This is a genomic window from Burkholderia sp. WP9 (genome assembly GCF_900104795.1).
Lineage (GTDB): Bacteria > Pseudomonadota > Gammaproteobacteria > Burkholderiales > Burkholderiaceae > Paraburkholderia.
In genome coordinates this window covers 80251-96414 of record NZ_FNTG01000004.1, presented here as the reverse complement: position 1 = coordinate 96414, position 16164 = coordinate 80251, and the positions used below count along the sequence as shown (strand labels likewise).

The window sequence follows — 16164 nt, the reverse complement described above, 5'->3', positions numbered from 1 at the left end:
TCCGGGGGCTGGCGTCACCGACCGGTTTTTCGACTGTCAGCAGGCTTGGCCTTTCCTGCGAGGCGCGCATCTGCTGCGGCAAACCCGCGTGCAGGTCCTGAACGACGATCTGCTGAAAATCGTCGGTCGATTTCCCGGAATGAGCGCGGAAGAACCAGCGGCGCTAAAGGAGGCGGCATAGAGGCTCCCGCCCCCGGAATGGCGCGCTCTCCTGGTTAGAGTCCTGCTCCCCCGATTTCACGATTCGATAATGAGCAAGCTTAAAAGCATGGGCGATCTGTTCTTCGTCACTTCAACTGCGATGTGATCATTCAGTGCGTGCGCTGGTACCCGGCGCTTCATTCCACGTCTACGAAGACGCCGGCCACGGTCTTTACTTCACTCATGCGCAGAGGTTGAACCAGGATCTGCTGGCGTTCCCGGACCGCCGGTCGGCTTGGAGCCGACCGGCAACTGGTCCTCTGCCGGCGCATCGGCTTTCCTGGCTGCGGCGGACAATGAAGCATCGGCGGGCGGCGGGCCTTGGGTCGGCTCGTCCTGCAGCGCGCCTTTGGGCGTCTCACCGGGTTCGATCCTCGCCGGCGCGCTTTCCGGGTCCCACGTCAACAGGTGGCGCTGCGGGTTCGCGATCTCGATGCCGCGCTCCTGGAACTGGAAGAGAATGCGCCGGTTGAATTCGCGCTGCACGCCCCAGCGCGCGCTGTCGCGGCACTGAATCTGGCCGGCCAGCGTGATGGCCGAGCCGTCGAGCGCATCGACGCCCCAGAAGCTGAAGTCCGACAGAATGCCGTCCTTGAACTTGTCGTCCTCGCGTAAGGCGGCGCCGATTTCCTTCAAGGTGTCGATGGCCAGATCGACGTCCTGGCCGAACACGATATTGACCTTCACCGCGGCATTGCCGATTCCCCGGTTGGTGTTGTTCACCGTCGATACGGAACTGAACGGCACGGTGTAGAGCGAACCGTCGCCGCCGCGCAATCGCACGGTGCGGATCGACAGATATTCGACAGTGCCCGACACGCCCGCGAGCGTGACCCAGTCGCCGACCTGCATGGCGTTTTCCATCAGCAGGAAAATGCCGGTGATGAAATCCTGCACCAGTTTTTGCGAGCCGAAACCGAGCGCCACGCCGAAGATGCTCGCGCCTGCCAGCAGCGGCCCGACGTTCACCCCAAGTTCGCTCAGGCCGGTAAGCACCACTACCAGCGCGATCACGCAGAAGAGCGCGCTGCGCAGCATCGGCAGCAGGGTGCGCAAGCGTGCGGCGCGCACCAGGTCACCGCTGGTGGTCCAGCGGTCCAGCCGCTGTTCGACCGATACGTTGACGCTCTCCCACACCAGCAGTGCGATGACGGCCGTGACACCGATCGTGACGATCGCCGACACGAGCCGGTGTCCGACTGTGCCGGCCCGGAACAGGTCCGCCACGTGCATGCCCCACACCTGCAACAGCGCCAGCGCGGTGACAACGCCGATCATCCACGAGACCACGCGCCGCAGCACTGAGGATTACCCACATCTCTTGATTTGATTCCGACGTAGGCTACTCGTTTTGCCGGAAGATACGATACATGACCGTGCTCTCGTGCAGTGCGAGAAAGCCACGCCACATCACGGTTGGTCCAGGGGGATGGTCGTGCTTGCGATTGAGATAACCACCGAGCTTTGCAACCCAGAGCACCACCTGCGCGAGCGTTGGCGGTTCGGCCGGCAATTGCGTAGTGCCGTGTATCCGGCAATACAGCGCGTGCCATTCGAGCGGCTGCAGCAGCACTTCGCAGGACAGGTCGCCATCAAGGCGAGCCAGCAGCGTCGCGTACATGATGCGCCAGCTGATGACAGCAAACAATGCCGTGGCGCGCACGAAGCGATCCAGGTGGCCGAATTGTCGGGCCTCGATCTGACACCCGCTCTTCAGGACGCGATGCCACGATTCAATCGTCCAACGGCGGGCATACCACGCCAAACGTTCGAGTGCGTCATCGCAGGTCAGTGTCGGCACCGAACTCAGCAACATCCATTCGATCGGCTCGACGCCCTCGGGGGGCTGAGTCTCCAGCGCGTGGATCACAAACACCTCGGCATCCGGCAACTTATCGTGCTGACGGCTGCGCGGCGGACGCAACCGGAGCGCCTTGCAACGCACCGTCAATTGCGCAGTGCGTGTCGGTGTTTTTCCATTCCGGGTCGGCACCAGCAGATCCGTTTCGCCCACAGCGGGCTCTGCCGCAACGGCGTCCCACAGATATGCCTGCGGATGCGCAACGCGGCGGCTCCAGGCTGCACGTACCAGCCAGTCAACGCCCACTGGCCGAGGAGCGATGAACACATCGTAGACATCGCCGTCGCGGTCGGAGATGCCGATGATGTGGGTGTCGGGGCAGCGCGCTTTCACCGATGCCAGATGCTCGAGGCCCTCGAGCCACTTGACGCTTTCCTTCTCCTCGATAGGTCGTTTCCTTCGTTGTTTCGATCTGCCGGATTCCTCGGGTGCACGAATCCACGTCTTCATCCCCAGCACCCCGAGCGGTAGGCCCTCAGGTGTCACGGCCAGCAAGCTGTGCAGCATGAATCCGTGCACATTACTGCTCGTGCCGTGGCCCAGTCCCTGCGTCGCCGGCAGATGCATGAGGTTGAATTCAGTCGTATCCTGCGGGGCCAGGACGACCGGGACCTGCTGCATGCGGTTCAGCGTCTGCCCAATGTGGTTGGCCAATACGCCGTTGGTGTCGATCCGTGGATTGTCGAAGAAACGATAGGCTGCCTTCAGTTGTGCCCCGTCCAGCGACTGTGGAAACGAACACTGCGGGCTCTCCGCCAGCCGGCGCGCGAGCGCAACGAGGCGCTGCGTCAGGCGGGCGTCGCCCAGCGCCGCCGCGCCGAATTCTTCGCTGGCCCAGTCATCGAAATCACCCGTTGCAGACAATGCGGTTCATTCCGGTCCATGAACGCGCTCAAGTTAACATCGGTCAGCGCAGTTTACAAGCGATGATCGAGATGTGGGTAATCCTTAGGCCGCAGCAGCGGGTAGTAGCGGTACGCATGCTGATGCACGAGCGACCTTGCCGCGTCGTCCTGCACATGGAAGAGTCGCGCCAGCGCGCCGAAGATCACAATCGACACGACCCGCGCGCCCACCAGCACCGCCAGCGAAATGCCGCCGAGATGCAGCAGCGTGTGATAGCCGTTCTGCACGTCGAACGCCCAGATGAGCCACAGCGCCATGACGACGAACACCGCGAGCCACGCCCATCTGTCCGCGAACGCATTGCCGAACATCTCCAGCGATTGACGCACGGCGAAGCGCTTGCGGATCAGTTCGCCGACCGGTTTGGCGCATTGCAGCAGCAGGATCGAGATCATGATGTGGCCGGCGAGCGCGACCACCTTCATCAGGGCGAAATGCGCCGCGTCGTTCAAACCCAGCGACTGCGCGATCGCCGCAACCGCCGAACCGGCGCCCACCACGCTGACGATACGCACCATCCAGCAATGCACGAAAACGGCCCACCCATCGCTCATGCGCAACAGGCGCAGGCGTGGCGCGGACGGCTGCAGGAAGAAGCCGCTAACGATCACGATCACGCGGCACAACACGTAGATGTCGACCAGCGAATCGAGCGCGCGGACCCGGGGCGCGCTGTCGTCGGTGAAGATCGACATCAGCGCGCTCGCCGCGCCGACGAACACCACGAGCGGCAACAACCGCAGCACCAGGGTCAGCAGCGCGCGCGGCAGGCGATGCAGGAGCGTCCGGTGATGTCTGGCGTTCTGCTTGCCCTCGGCTTCGATGACTTTGCCATTGTCAAACGCGGCGGCTGATCTGCCGGGTGGCGCGACTGCGGCGTTCGGCGCATCGGCCGGTTGCGGCGCGACGTCGACAGGCCGGTCGGCTTGCAGCGCGTCGTCTTCGTCGTCCTGTACGCGGTGCGCGGCGAGTGCCTTGTACGCGCGGCGCAACAGACGGCGTGCGAGCCATTCGAGCACGAGCGCAGGCACCAGCGAGGCCAGCAGTGTCCACGCGACGTAGCCCAGCACGGAGCGCGCTTGCGGGTTGGTCGATTGCCAGTTCCACCAGGCGCGGACCGATGCGACGTCGAGCAGCGCGGCGACCGAACTGCGCAAAGACGTCCCGAGACTCACGGCCCAATGCGCACCCTGACGGGCAAGTTGCGAGGCGAGCCCGTTGGGCTGGAAAGCGGCTGGCACGCTAGCCGCGGCGCCGCTTGCCGCTGCTGGCGCCGACGCAGTCGCCGGCGCGGACGCAGGCGGCATGCTCAGCGCTCCTGCGGCGGCGATGGCTTGCAGCGTACCGGTGACTTGCGCGCGGTGCTTCGGGTCATTGAGGACGACGAGCGCCTGACGGGCCTGCTCCGGCGTCAGCGTAACTCGGGCGCCGGACGCAGACGACGCGGGCGCGGCTTGCGCTGCTGCGGCAAAGATGGGCGAGGCGCCAAGAGCGAGAAGAACGAAAAACCAGGCGTGGAATAGTTTGCGCATAGGGTGTACGGCGGGGTACAGGTGTGGACGGCTGTGCCGAGACGCATGGAACGGTTCGGTGGCGTGACCATGAACCGTCACGGGTTTGGTCGTAAAAGCTCCTCGGAAGGCCGCTATCTGTAGCGCCGGGAAGTCGGGCGACCCGGCGCAACGGCACCCTCGGACAGAAAAAAACGGCCGGTCAGGCCACGCCGGCATGCTGTGTGTCGGCGGCCGTGCGCAGGACTTCCCGCGTTGCAGCGGAGCGGTCGAAGGCCCGGGTTGCGAAGACGACTTCGGTTAAGCAGTTCGCTATGCCGGGCGGCTTGAACAGCGCGCCCTCGACGGCGTAGCGGGCGCGGCCGCGCGATACGAGGTTGTGTCGCGATAGATGATTTGGCGAACGACAGCGATTTGGTCAGGATTGCTTATGTCGCCAGCAAGTAGAGTTGCTGAGCGGCAGATGGCTGGAGTTTGCCTGCGCCTTTCATCTTCCCCTTGGCGATCATATGCATTGGTTCAATGCTGCTCAACAAGATGCGGGCACATCTAAAATCTCGGTTCGTCAGTAAAAAGTGTGGGTAGCCGGAGGATCGGGCAACTTGCCCAATGCCGTGACGTAGCGCAATTTCCGTCGTTCGAAACGTCCGGAAGCCGTACGCTGTAGTTTGACGGCACCACCGGTGCACGGTCGAATGATCGACCGCAATCCCGCGTTCGGCCATCATCTCCATGAGATGCTCTGCGGGCAAGCCACATACCAACGCACGCACACCAACACTATCCCGAGCGGATAGTGCAACCGCTTCAGCACTTTGGCTACCGCCTGATTTAGTGCTCTCGCAGTCGCCCGCATCGTTACGTGAGGTCCCGCAGCATACCAGCCCCCGCTATTGCAACAGAACCAGCAAACCGCCGTCGATGTAAGCAGTGCTCGCCAAATCGCTATCGTTCGACCAGGTCGCCCTGTCGCGACACAACCCGATTACTCGAATCCGCAGACAGACAGGGCGTGATCGTGTGGTAGCGTGCCCAGTTCAGCCTGGTCCCCGGCGAGTACCGACGGCAATTCTTCCCGAAGGAACTCGACCCAGGTCCGGATTTTGGCGTCGAGGTACCGGCGCGACGGATACAACGCGTAGACATTCATACGCTGGGACGTATATTCCGGCAGAATGCGCACCAGTTCTCCGCTGCGCAGCCCGCTGGCGGCGGAATAGGTCGGCAAAAGGCCGATACCCATGCCTTCGCGGACTGCGATCGCCAGCGCATCGGCAACATTGATCTGAAATGTTGCTGGCCCGAGTGCAATCGATTCTTCGCCGTTCGGTCCATCGAAACTCCATTCGTTGGCGCGAAAGACAGGCGTCACCATCTGGATACAGCAATGCCCGCCAAGGTCCGCGGGTAACGTCGGCGTGCCATTGCGGCTGAGGTAGGCGGGTGAAGCGCACGCGACGCTGAACGTGCTGCCCAGGCGTTGCGAAACGAGTCCGGAGTCAGGTAACCCGGCGGCCAGAGTCAGCGACACGTCAAATCCTTCATCGAGCAGGTCCGGCGTTCGTTGCGCGAGCGTCAGCTCGACACTCACGTCGGGGTAGCGCGTCTGATAGCGGCTCACGGCCGGCACAATGTAATGCTGGCCAAAACCGGTCATCGCGTGGACCTTGAGTTTGCCGGAGGGTCTCGCCTGTGCGTCGCCGGCTTCCGCTTCAGCCTGATCGACATATGCAAGGATCTGCTGGCACCGGTGCAGATAACGCTCGCCGGCCTCGGTCAGAGCAATGCGGCGGGTTGTCCGATTCAGCAGGCGCGTGTGCAAGTGCGCTTCGAGGTCCGACACGGCGCGCGACGTGTGAGCCGTAGTTGATCCGAGGTGATGCGCAGCTGCTGTGAAGCTGCCCGCTTCGACAACGCGTGCAAATGCCCGCATGTTTTGGAGAGTATCCATTCCTTGCTCCTCTGAAATCGATCCGATTGTTGCACACATCAATCCTGCGATTGATTCGAGTTCGGTAAAAATCCATTGCAATCATTTCTCTTTTTCCAACAATCTAACGAAAATATAATGATGCGAGGATCGATATAGTCATTTTTGGAGAGAATCGTGCAGTCTCCGGCACCAAAATGGATCGGCATCACATCGGCTATTGCTATTTCATTAACAATCGTCGGTTGCGCCAGTACCGGAGGCGTCGCGCCGCAGGCCAGCGGAATCGAACCCGCTTCACTTGACGCGGGCAACGCGATCCGCGCCGCCAACGCGGACGCCCAATGGCCCGCCGCCGACTGGTGGCGTGCCTATAACGATCCACAACTGAACCAGTGGATCGAAGATGCCCAAGCGGGCAATCCGAGCCTCGCGGCCGCCCAGGCGCGCGTGCGCGAAGCCATGTCGATGGCGGGCGTCGCCCGCTCAGCGCTGTCGCCGCAAGTCAACGGCAGCCTGTCGATCCAGCGTCAGAAATGGGCCGACAACCTCTACTACGGCCCGGGACCGCTGGCCGGCGAGCAATCGTGGAACAACACCGGCACGCTTGGCCTGTCGTATCACCTCGACATCTGGGGCAAAGACAAGAACGCCGCCGAACGCGCGCTCGACGCCGCCCATGCGAGTTCGGCCGATGCGCGCGCCGCCCGGCTCGAACTGGAAGGCAACGTGGTGCGCACGTACATCGAGATGTCGATGAACTACGCGCTGCTCGACATCGCCAAGGCCACCCTGCAGCAACAGCAGCAGATCGTGGATCTGGCCAACCGGCGTCTGAAAGGCGGTATCGGCACGCAGCTCGAAGTAAGCCAGGCCGAAACGCCGCTGCCGGAATACGAACGCCAGATCGACGAAATCGAAGAAAAGATCGCGCTCGGCCGCAATCAGCTGGCCGCGCTGGCCGGCAGGGGTCCGGGCGCGGGCGATTCGATCCAGCGTCCGACGCTCTCGCTCGACGACGCACCCGCCAGTCTGCCAAGCGCACTGCCTGCGGATCTGATCGGCCATCGGCCGGACGTGGTCGCGGCGCGCTGGACGGTCGCGGCACAGGCGCGCGGCATCGACGTCGCCAAGGCCGACTTCTACCCGGACATCAACCTGCTGGCGTCGATCGGCGGGTATGCGGCAATGGGGCCGCTGTTCCAGTTTCTGAAGAACCCGTCGCATAGCTGGAGCGCGGGGCCGGCGCTGTCGCTGCCGATCCTCGATGGCGGACGGCTGCGTTCGCAGCTCGGCGCGGCGTCGGCAGGCTATGACGAAGCCGTCGAGAGCTACAACCAGTCGATTGTCGGCGCGCTCAAGGACATCTCCGATCAGGTGATCCGCATCCGCTCGCTGGCCACCCAGGCCGACGATGCCGACCGTTCGGTCGCGGCGGCCCGCAGGAACTACGAGCTGTCGCGCGAAGGCTATCGACGCGGCCTGACCGACTATCTGAATGTGCTGGTCGCGCAGAACCAGTTGCTGCGCGCGCAGGAAGGCGTTGCGAAGATTCAGGCCGAGCGGCTGGGCGCGCATGCATCACTGGTCACGGCGTTGGGCGGCGGGCTCGACGAGCCGGCCAATGGCCCGCAGGCGAACGAGACGTTGCCTGCACATGGCAAGGGCAAAGGCAAGGCCGCGGTCAAGCCCGCGAACGCGCCGGCGCAGACAGCTCCGGCCAGCCACGCGGACAACACCGCGCCGGCTGTCGCCACACACGCGATCGGTGCCGGCATGAGCGCCACTGCTGCCACAACGCGCCCGTCAGCCAGTGCGCGAGCGGCCGAGTGAGGAAGCCGAACATGTCAGCCTCCCCCTCTTCCGCCTCGCGTCGGACGTCGTTCGCCGCGTTATACGCGGCCGCCGCCGACTGGGCCCGCAACGACGGCCTCACGTGGATCTACCTCTTCAAAGCGCTCGCCGCCTGCTTCCTCGCGCTCGGCGTCGCGATGAAGCTCGACCTGCCGCAGCCGCGCACCGCGATGACCACCGTGTTCATCGTGATGCAGCCGCAAAGCGGCATGGTGTTCGCGAAGAGCTTCTACCGGATCTGCGGCACGCTGGTCGGTCTCGTCGTGATGCTCGCGTTGATCGGCCTGTTCGCGCAGCAGCCCGAACTGTTCATCGTCACGACGGCGATCTGGGTCGGCATCTGTACCGCCGGCGCCGCGCGCAACCGCAACTTCCGGTCGTACGGTTTCGTGCTCGCCGGCTATACCGCCGCGCTGATCGGCATCCCCGCTTCGCAACATCCGGACGGCGCGTTTCTGAGCGCGCTCACACGGGTGGCCGAAGTGGTGGTCGGCATCGTCTGCGCGGGCGCGGTGAGCGGCCTCGTGTTTCCACAGTTCGCCGGCTTGCAGATGCGCGGCACCGTGCGCGCGCGGTTCTCGGCGTTCGTCGAATATGTGTCGACGTCGCTCGCCGGCCGCAACGACCGCGCGCGGATCGAAGCGACCAATGCGCGCTTTGTCGCCGACATCGTCGGTTTCGAGGCCGCGCGCAGCGTGGCCGTGTTCGAAGGCCCCGATTCGCGCATGCGCGGCGGCCGTCTCGCGCGTCTGAACAGCGAGTTCATGACCGCGTCGACGCGCTTTCACGCGCTGCATCAGTTGATGAACCGCTTGCGCAACACGAACACGAGCGGCGCGGCCACCGCGATCGACGCGCTCGAACCGTACTTCAAGGAAATCGCCCCGCTGCTCGCGAAGTCCGGCGAACCCGTGCTGAGCGCCGCCGACGCCGCGCACGCCGCCGCGCAACTCGAGGCCTACAAAGCCGAGTTGCCCAAACGCATGCGCGCGACACGGGCGCAACTGGAAGCGCATCCCGAGGCGCCGCTGCTCGACTTCGACACCGGCGCCGAACTGCTGTACCGCTTCATCGACGATCTGCATGCGTATGCGGCCACGTACGCGTCGCTTGCCGTCGATACGCACGAGCGCGAGCGCTGGATCGAGCGTTACGAACCGAAGACGAACGCGATCGCGGCGGGCGTCGCCGGCGTGCGGGCGGCCATCGTGATGATGGTGCTCAGCGCGTTCTGGATCGCGACCGCGTGGCCGAGCGGCTCGACCTTGACGCTGGTCGCCGCAACGGTCTGTGCGCTGGCGTCGTCGTCGCCGAATCCGAAGCGCACGGCCTTCCAGATGGCCGGCGGCACGCTGGCCGCTGCGGTGATGGGCATGATCGCGGTGTACGGCGTGTATCCGCACATCGACGGCTTTCCGCTGCTGTGCGCCGCGCTCACGCCGTTCCTGCTGCTCGGCGTGTTCATGACGACTCGGCCCGCGCTGGCCGGCTACGGCGTCGGCTATTGCATCTTCTTCTGTTTCCTGGCCGGCCCGGACAACGTGATTCACTACGACCCGAGCGCCTTCATGAACGACGCGCTGGCGCTCGTGCTGTCGATGCTGGTGTCGTCGATCGCGTTCGCGGTGTTGCTGCCGCCTTCGACGCCGTGGCTGCGCAACCGCCTGCTGGTCGATCTGCGCCGCCAGGTCGTGCTGGCGAGCCGCGCGGGCATGCGCCGGGTGCGGTCGCGCTTCGAGAGCGGCGCGCGCGATCTGATGTTCCAGATCAATGCGCTCGCGCAGAACGAGCCCGAGCTCAAACGCGACACCTTGCGCTGGCTCTTCTCGGTGCTCGAAGTCGGCAACGCGGTGATCGACCTGCGCCGCGAGGTCGCGGCGCTGCCCGCCGACGCGCGCCATGCGAAGTCGATGCCGTGGCGCGTCGCGTTGCGTTCGATGCGCGACGCGCTGGCCACGCTATTCGAACGGCCGCGTGAAGACCGTTTCGACCGCGCGCTGGCCGCGACCACCGATGCCATCGCCACGGTTCAGCAGATGCTCGCCACCTTCACGCCGCCGCGTGAAGAGCGGCATCGGCTGCAACGCATTTTGAGTCAACTGCATTTCATTCGTACCGCGCTGCTCGATCCGCAATCGCCGCTTGAACCGCTGATGAGCGGACGTGCCGACGCGTCAGAAGGAGTTCGTCATGCCACGTGATATTGCTGTTTTCGACGCCTACGTGCCGGCCATCGTGCTGCTGTTCATCGCGGGCGCCGCGCTGACCTGGGTGTTGGACCGCGTGATCGCCTATACGGGCGTGTATCGCGTGGTGTGGCATCCGTCCTTGTTCCGGGCCAGCCTGCTCGTGTGTGTGTGCGGCGTGCTGGGTCTCGCCGTTTATCGTTGATCAGAGTCGAAACATGACCATCCGAAATATTGTGGGCTTCGTCGCGACAGCCATTATTTTTATCGTCGCGATTTTGATTGGGCGCGTGCTGTGGGTTCATTACATGGATGAACCGTGGACACGTGACGGGCGCGTGCGCGCCGAGATCGTGAATGTCGCGCCAGATGTCTCCGGCGCGGTTGTGGATCTGCCGGTGAAGGACAACCAGCTGGTGAAGAAGGGCGACCTGCTGATGCAGATCGATCCGTCGCACTATCAGATCGCGGTCGAACAGGCGCAGGCCGCCGTGGCCGCCCGCAAGGCCGAGTTGCAGATGAAGCGCGACGACGCGCAACGGCGCGCCGATATGGACGCGCTGGTCGTGTCGAAGGAAAACCGCGAGAATGCGACGCATACGGCGTCCGCCGCCGAGGCTTCGTACCAGCAGGCACTGGCCGCGCTCGATGCAGCCAGGCTCAATCTCGATCGGACTCGGGTGGTGTCGCCGGCGGACGGTTACGTCACGAATCTGAGCGTGTTTCGCGGCGATTATGCGACTGCTGGTGCCGCCAAGCTGGCGATTGTCGATAGTCACTCTTTCTGGGTGTATGGGTATTTTGAGGAAACCAAGCTTCCTCGTGTTCGTATCGGTGATAAGGCTGAAGTCCGGCTGATGAGCGGTGGCACGCTGCAGGGGCATGTCGAGAGTATTTCTCGAGGGATCTATGATCGGGATAATCCGGAAAGCCGCGAACTGCTTGCTGATGTGAATCCGACTTTCAACTGGGTCAGGTTGGCACAGCGCGTACCGGTGCGGGTGAAGATTGATTCTGTGCCGGATGATATCGTGCTGGCGGCCGGGATCACCTGTACTGTCGTCATCGCCGCGAACTGAACGCGCACCGTCGCTCTCTGCGAGCGGCTGATGATTGGTGTACAAAACTGGTTGCCATTGTCATGTCGCAGGCGGCTGTAGTACTAGTAAGCCTTTGTAATTGCCGCCCCTTCAATGACTAATTAAACTTACCCGCGCTGGTCTTTTGCCTTTTCATTTTCCAAGGTTCAATGAGCATCCATACCACCCGGACTAAAGTCGCCGAATCTATCGGCGTCGGCACCGGCGGCAACACCGGCAACGACAATGGCGAGCGCAAAACACGTACGCCACCATCGGGACAAACATGCAGTTGCGAAGCCCGCGCATCACGTCAACGCCAATCCACGCGGTGAGACGACAGAATCACGACAGCACCTGGGCCTGCGTCCGGCGGTTTTCGAACGGCGGCCGCTTTCGAGTACCGCCTTCGGAATTACAGAATCTCCTCGCAAGCCAGCGCTTCGTTCTACTGTCGCGTATGTGGTGGATGAAAGAACACACGACGCACTGTTCGACAAAAACTCGGACGCGGTTGTCCCGATTGCATCGATCACGAAGCTCATGACCTCAATGGTCGTGCTCGATTCGAAAACTTCGCTGGCGGAAGAGATTACGGTCACCGACGAGGACCGGGACTACGAGAAGATGACGGGATCGCGCTTATCCGTAGGTTCAACACTGAACCGTGCGGACATGCTGCACATCGCATTGATGGCATCGGAGAATCGCGCTGCGACGGCTCTGTCGCGCTACTACCCTGGAGGCCGCCCCGCATTTATCGCGGCCATGAACGCGAAAGCGAAAGCCTTGGGTATGACCGATACGCATTTCGAAAGCCCGACTGGTCTCACGAGCAAGAACGTGTCCAGCGCACGCGACCTGGTCAAAATGATCGAGGCCGCCTATCAGTACCCATTGATTCGCACCTTCTCGACGGACCACAGCTATACCGTCAACACCGGCAAGAGAACCATCGCATATCGAAGCACGAATGCGCTGATTCGAGACCCGCGTTGGGAGATCGGTCTGCAAAAGACGGGCTTCATCAACGAAGCCGGAATATGTTTCGTCATGCAAGCCACAATCGCCGATCGGCCGTTGGTCGTGGTGCTGCTGGATTCGTCGGGCCGCAATTCCGATTTCGCGGACGCCGCGGCACTGCGCTCCTTCATTATTTCGGACGAACGGCCCCGGCTCACGGCTAACGACACCAGCCATGGCGGGACCTGAAGCATCAGGCACGCGCCGGCCCCGCTTTAGCCACTCAACCACGCCGGCATAGCAGGCACTGCCGGCGGACTCATGTAGCGAACCACTGTTCGAGCAGGTCATTCACCCGCGCGGCGCTCTCCCACTGCACCCAATGCCTCGCGCCGGGACGCTTCCCAAACCGGTAGTCGGCCCCGGCAGGCAATCTCCCGATAACGACTCGGGCTGGGGGTTATCGGCAATGGACCCGCTCGTTAGCCAGGCACCCAGCCGCCGGATGCGTTCGTTAAAGTTGGGAGAGCGCGCCATTCCGAATTGGTAAGGAGCCTCCATGCCGCCTCCTTTAGCGCCGCTGGTTCTTCCGCGCTCATTCCGGGAAATCGACCGACGATTTTCAGCAGATCGTCGTTCAGGACCTGCACGCGAGTTTGCCGCAGCAGATGCGCGCCCCGCAGCAAAGGCAAGGCCCCCTGACAGTCGAAAAACCGGTCGGTGACGCCAGCCCCCGGAATGGCGCGCTCTCCTCTACACACTCGGCGAATTCCTTACCTACGGGGTGTACCATCTCGACAGCCGTCGAACGTCTGACCTGCGAGCGTGATTCCGCTTGTCGCGCTGAACGATGGCGCCAGCATCCTGCTTCTGGGTAACATCTCGCTTGTCAGCAAACGAATCTGCCGGAAGGAGCCTCCAGAATGTCGACAGCAGCGAAACATAAGCGGGGCTCGCCCGCACACCTGGCACGGATCCTCAAGGATACCCGCGCGTTCTTCAAGGAAAACCCGCACCGTCAGCTGTTTGCCAGCTTTCTGGGGTGTGCGGACAACGGCGCATGGGAATTTGTGGTGATGGAAAGGCATTGGCCCGCAGGAGAGTTTCACTTCATTCCGCCCGACGACCAGCTTACATGTGCCGAATTCACGCATAAGCTGAACACGCAGGCAAGCGGCGAGAAACTCATGCTGAATGGAGTCAGGTCATGCAGCGCGACTCGCGCTGCCATCGCCGATGCGCTGCGCGACGTGCTAGTCGTTATGCCGACCGGTCCGACCGAGCACTAGTGGCACAAAAGAACAAGGCTAATCATCATGACGCTTTGCGCGTCCGCAACAGCAAAGTGGGCGGCGTCAACTGCACTCACTCCACGGCACCGTCCGCGTAGTTCCTTTGCCCGCGCAGACGCTTCACAAGCCGGCCAAACGCGAGCCACTGCTGCGCGATCAATCCGTCGCCATACGAACGCCCTGAGCCATGCGGCACGGGTAGCTGGTCGCGGATGCCGGTCGGCTCGACGGCGGGGCTCCATGAAACGGTGCGGAACATCATGTCCCACCATGGAAACAGCACGCCGAAATTACAGCCGTAAGCCGTGCCCTCATGGCCGTAGCCCACCGCGTGATGACGGCGGTGAAAGATCGGGCTGACGATGATGCGTTCGAGCAGCCAGCCATACGGCAGGCGTGCATTGACGTGCTGGATGCTCTGCATGAAGTTGCTGACCGCGACCAGCACCACGAACTGGTTCGGCTGCACGCCGATAAACAGAGAGATCGCCGCGAAGAACGCCGCCTGGATGATGTCGTCGAGAAAGTGGTTGCGGTCATCGGCCCACAGTGACATCTGCTGCTGACTGTGATGCACCGCATGCAACTCCCACCACACGCCGAAACGATGCTGCCAGCGGTGATACCAGTAGCCGGCAAAATCGAGCACGATCAGGTAAATCAGGAACGACACGACTGGCTGATCCGTCACGCCTGGCCAGAGGCTGTCGATATCGATGTTCGGTATGTCGTAGATCGATATCAGGCTCTGCCAGTGATCGAATAGCGGCTGCAACATGAAAAAGAACGCAATGTTGATGATGCCGAGCTTGGCGATCCACGTGTAGATCACGTCCGCGCGCAGTGCCTTGCGATCCTGCCACTGCTCGATGGGACGCAGCGCTTCAAGTGGCCGTAACGCGAGATACGACACCACGATTTCCAGCACGCCGATGATCACCCAGTACAGTGCGTCATAGGTGTCTTCATCGTAACCCATCAAGCCGAAGCGATAGAAGAACGGCTGCACAACGTCGACATATAGCAGCGTCTGCAGCGCGGACACCATGTTGTCGAGTTGTGCGACGATTTCATGAAACATCAAAAGCCTCGTGGTTTACCCGTTCTGCCAGTGCTGATGTCACGGCAAGTTTGAAAGGAATTGTCCCGCCTAGTCTGGATTAGGCGACACGACCGGCGCACGGTTGTCGAAAAAGATACCGTGCGGCGAGCGGCCCACCGCAATAGTTTCGATCAGTTTGCGGGTGGTCAGATCGATGATGCCCACATGCTTCGCGAAGCGGAATCCCACCCATAGATAGCGCCTGTCGGGAGTTAGTTCCATATCGTCGGGCCCGGGCATCAGGCCTGTGATATCGCCGGCATTGGTGAGCGTGGTGTAGTCGATGATGTTGATGGTGCTGTCGACGCGATTGGAGACCACTACATGCTTGCCGTCGTCGAGGTTGCGGAAGTTGTGCGCGCCACGGCCCGTGTGGATCTTCTCGACGATCTGCTGCTTGTGCCAGTCCACCACCGTCACGTCGTCTTCGCCGGTCATGCCGACCAGCAGGTAGCGGTCGCCGGGAGTCATCCACAGACCTGCGGGTTCATTGCCCACGTGCATTTTCCAAAGCACTTTCTGGGTCGGCAGATCGATCGCTGCCAGTTCGCCGGAATCCTGTAGCGTGACGAACACGGTGCGGTTGTCGGAGGCGAACGTCATGTGGCTAGGCGTCTTCGCCAGTTCGATATGCCTGGCCAGCGCCATATTCGTGCCGTCGTAGCGGTAGATGTCGACACGGTTCATGCGCAGCGCCGCTGTGACGAACCATTTGTGATCCGGAGAGAAGCCTAGCTGATATGGGTCTTCGATGCCCTCCACGGTGCGCTGCACCTTACCAGTATGCGGGTCGACGAACATCAGGTTGTTCGACACCGAATCGGCAACGATCAGGAGCGGCCGTCAGGCGTGATCATCAAATGGTGCGGTTCCTTGCCGGTCAGCTCCGTACCGATGATTTTGTGCGTGGCCTCGTCGATCAGCGTCAGTTGCGCTTCACCGGAATCGAGCACGATGACGCTATCAGCGGCATTCGCGCAATTCGTTATGGCTAGCATGCCGCACAGCGACGCGGCGAACGCTCCGATCCTTGTAATGGAAACGATAGAAAATGGCATTTGGATCGTATTCAGGCGGGAAAATACATTGATGTGGATGTAATAAAGATGTCGGACGTTCGTCAGTCTCGGTCGAGACTGTCACTCTCCAACGTTTGAACCGCCGCCGCCGATGACACGGCAGGCGAGGCCAGATGCAGAAATTGCCGGGCAACCAGGCCATCGAACAGTTGGTTTTCTGCCTTCACGATAAAGTCTTCGGTCCATTCCACTCCGAAGAA

The 16164-nt window shown here is 62.3% G+C and carries 10 protein-coding genes and 7 pseudogenes; 7 read left to right on the top strand and 10 right to left on the bottom strand.

Annotated elements, in window-relative coordinates; all coding sequences use genetic code 11:
- Positions 1-13: 13 nt before the first annotated feature.
- Positions 14-181, top strand: a pseudogene (locus tag BLW71_RS43065) (ISKra4 family transposase); the annotation flags it as partial.
- Between the two features lie 197 nt (positions 182-378).
- Here the strand turns inward: BLW71_RS43065 and BLW71_RS38710 are convergent.
- The 6 genes and pseudogenes from BLW71_RS38710 to BLW71_RS38690 all read right to left on the bottom strand — a co-directional run.
- Positions 379-1503, bottom strand: a pseudogene (locus tag BLW71_RS38710) (mechanosensitive ion channel family protein); the annotation flags it as partial.
- Positions 1504-1543: 40 nt separating this feature from the next.
- Positions 1544-2926 (bottom strand): IS4 family transposase, encoded by a 1383-nt coding sequence (locus BLW71_RS38705; RefSeq protein WP_091809832.1) that lies wholly within the window; start codon positions 2924-2926, stop codon positions 1544-1546.
- An 89-nt stretch (positions 2927-3015) separates the two neighbouring features.
- Positions 3016-4500: pseudogene (locus BLW71_RS38700) on the bottom strand (mechanosensitive ion channel protein); the annotation flags it as partial.
- A 407-nt stretch (positions 4501-4907) separates the two neighbouring features.
- Positions 4908-5036, bottom strand: a pseudogene (locus BLW71_RS43060) (IS6 family transposase); the annotation flags it as partial.
- A 120-nt stretch (positions 5037-5156) separates the two neighbouring features.
- A pseudogene (locus BLW71_RS42620) lies at positions 5157-5335 on the bottom strand (IS6 family transposase); the annotation flags it as partial.
- Between the two features lie 129 nt (positions 5336-5464).
- Entirely contained in the window at positions 5465-6430 is a 966-nt protein-coding gene (locus tag BLW71_RS38690) for a LysR family transcriptional regulator (protein WP_091809830.1), read from the bottom strand.
- A 156-nt stretch (positions 6431-6586) separates the two neighbouring features.
- Between BLW71_RS38690 and BLW71_RS38685 the strand changes: the two genes are divergently transcribed.
- The 5 genes from BLW71_RS38685 (at position 6587) to BLW71_RS38665 (ending at position 12740) form a co-directional block, all read left to right on the top strand.
- The gene (locus BLW71_RS38685; protein ID WP_091809828.1) at positions 6587-8242 is read left to right on the top strand and encodes an efflux transporter outer membrane subunit; all 1656 of its coding nucleotides are present in this window, start codon (positions 6587-6589) and stop codon (positions 8240-8242) included.
- An 11-nt stretch (positions 8243-8253) separates the two neighbouring features.
- Entirely contained in the window at positions 8254-10464 is a 2211-nt protein-coding gene (locus tag BLW71_RS38680) for an FUSC family protein (RefSeq protein ID WP_091809826.1), read from the top strand.
- Entirely contained in the window at positions 10454-10654 is a 201-nt protein-coding gene (locus BLW71_RS38675) for a DUF1656 domain-containing protein (RefSeq protein WP_012433767.1), read from the top strand. The genes BLW71_RS38680 and BLW71_RS38675 overlap by 11 nt, the downstream gene beginning before the upstream one ends.
- A 13-nt stretch (positions 10655-10667) precedes the next feature.
- Positions 10668-11528, top strand: coding sequence for an efflux RND transporter periplasmic adaptor subunit (locus BLW71_RS38670; RefSeq protein ID WP_091809824.1), 861 nt, complete (start codon positions 10668-10670; stop codon positions 11526-11528).
- A 246-nt stretch (positions 11529-11774) separates the two neighbouring features.
- The gene (locus tag BLW71_RS38665; RefSeq protein WP_091809822.1) at positions 11775-12740 is read left to right on the top strand and encodes a serine hydrolase; all 966 of its coding nucleotides are present in this window, start codon (positions 11775-11777) and stop codon (positions 12738-12740) included.
- A gap of 311 nt (positions 12741-13051) precedes the next feature.
- Here the strand turns inward: BLW71_RS38665 and BLW71_RS43055 are convergent.
- Positions 13052-13216, bottom strand: a pseudogene (locus BLW71_RS43055) (ISKra4 family transposase); the annotation flags it as partial.
- Between the two features lie 198 nt (positions 13217-13414).
- On the opposite strand from BLW71_RS43055, the gene BLW71_RS38655 reads away from it, so the two are divergent.
- On the top strand, positions 13415-13780 hold the full coding sequence (locus tag BLW71_RS38655) for a hypothetical protein (RefSeq protein WP_091809818.1): 366 nt from the start codon (positions 13415-13417) through the stop codon (positions 13778-13780).
- Between the two features lie 76 nt (positions 13781-13856).
- Here BLW71_RS38655 and BLW71_RS38650 read toward each other — a convergent pair whose 3' ends face one another.
- The 3 genes and pseudogenes from BLW71_RS38650 to BLW71_RS41920 all read right to left on the bottom strand — a co-directional run bounded on the left by BLW71_RS38650 (position 13857) and on the right by BLW71_RS41920 (position 16155).
- The gene (locus BLW71_RS38650; protein ID WP_091809816.1) at positions 13857-14864 is read right to left on the bottom strand and encodes a sterol desaturase family protein; all 1008 of its coding nucleotides are present in this window, start codon (positions 14862-14864) and stop codon (positions 13857-13859) included.
- A gap of 69 nt (positions 14865-14933) precedes the next feature.
- A pseudogene (locus BLW71_RS38645) lies at positions 14934-15883 on the bottom strand (YncE family protein).
- A 122-nt stretch (positions 15884-16005) separates the two neighbouring features.
- Positions 16006-16155, bottom strand: coding sequence for a hypothetical protein (locus BLW71_RS41920; RefSeq protein WP_177205235.1), 150 nt, complete (start codon positions 16153-16155; stop codon positions 16006-16008).
- Between the last annotated feature and the right edge of the window lie 9 nt (positions 16156-16164).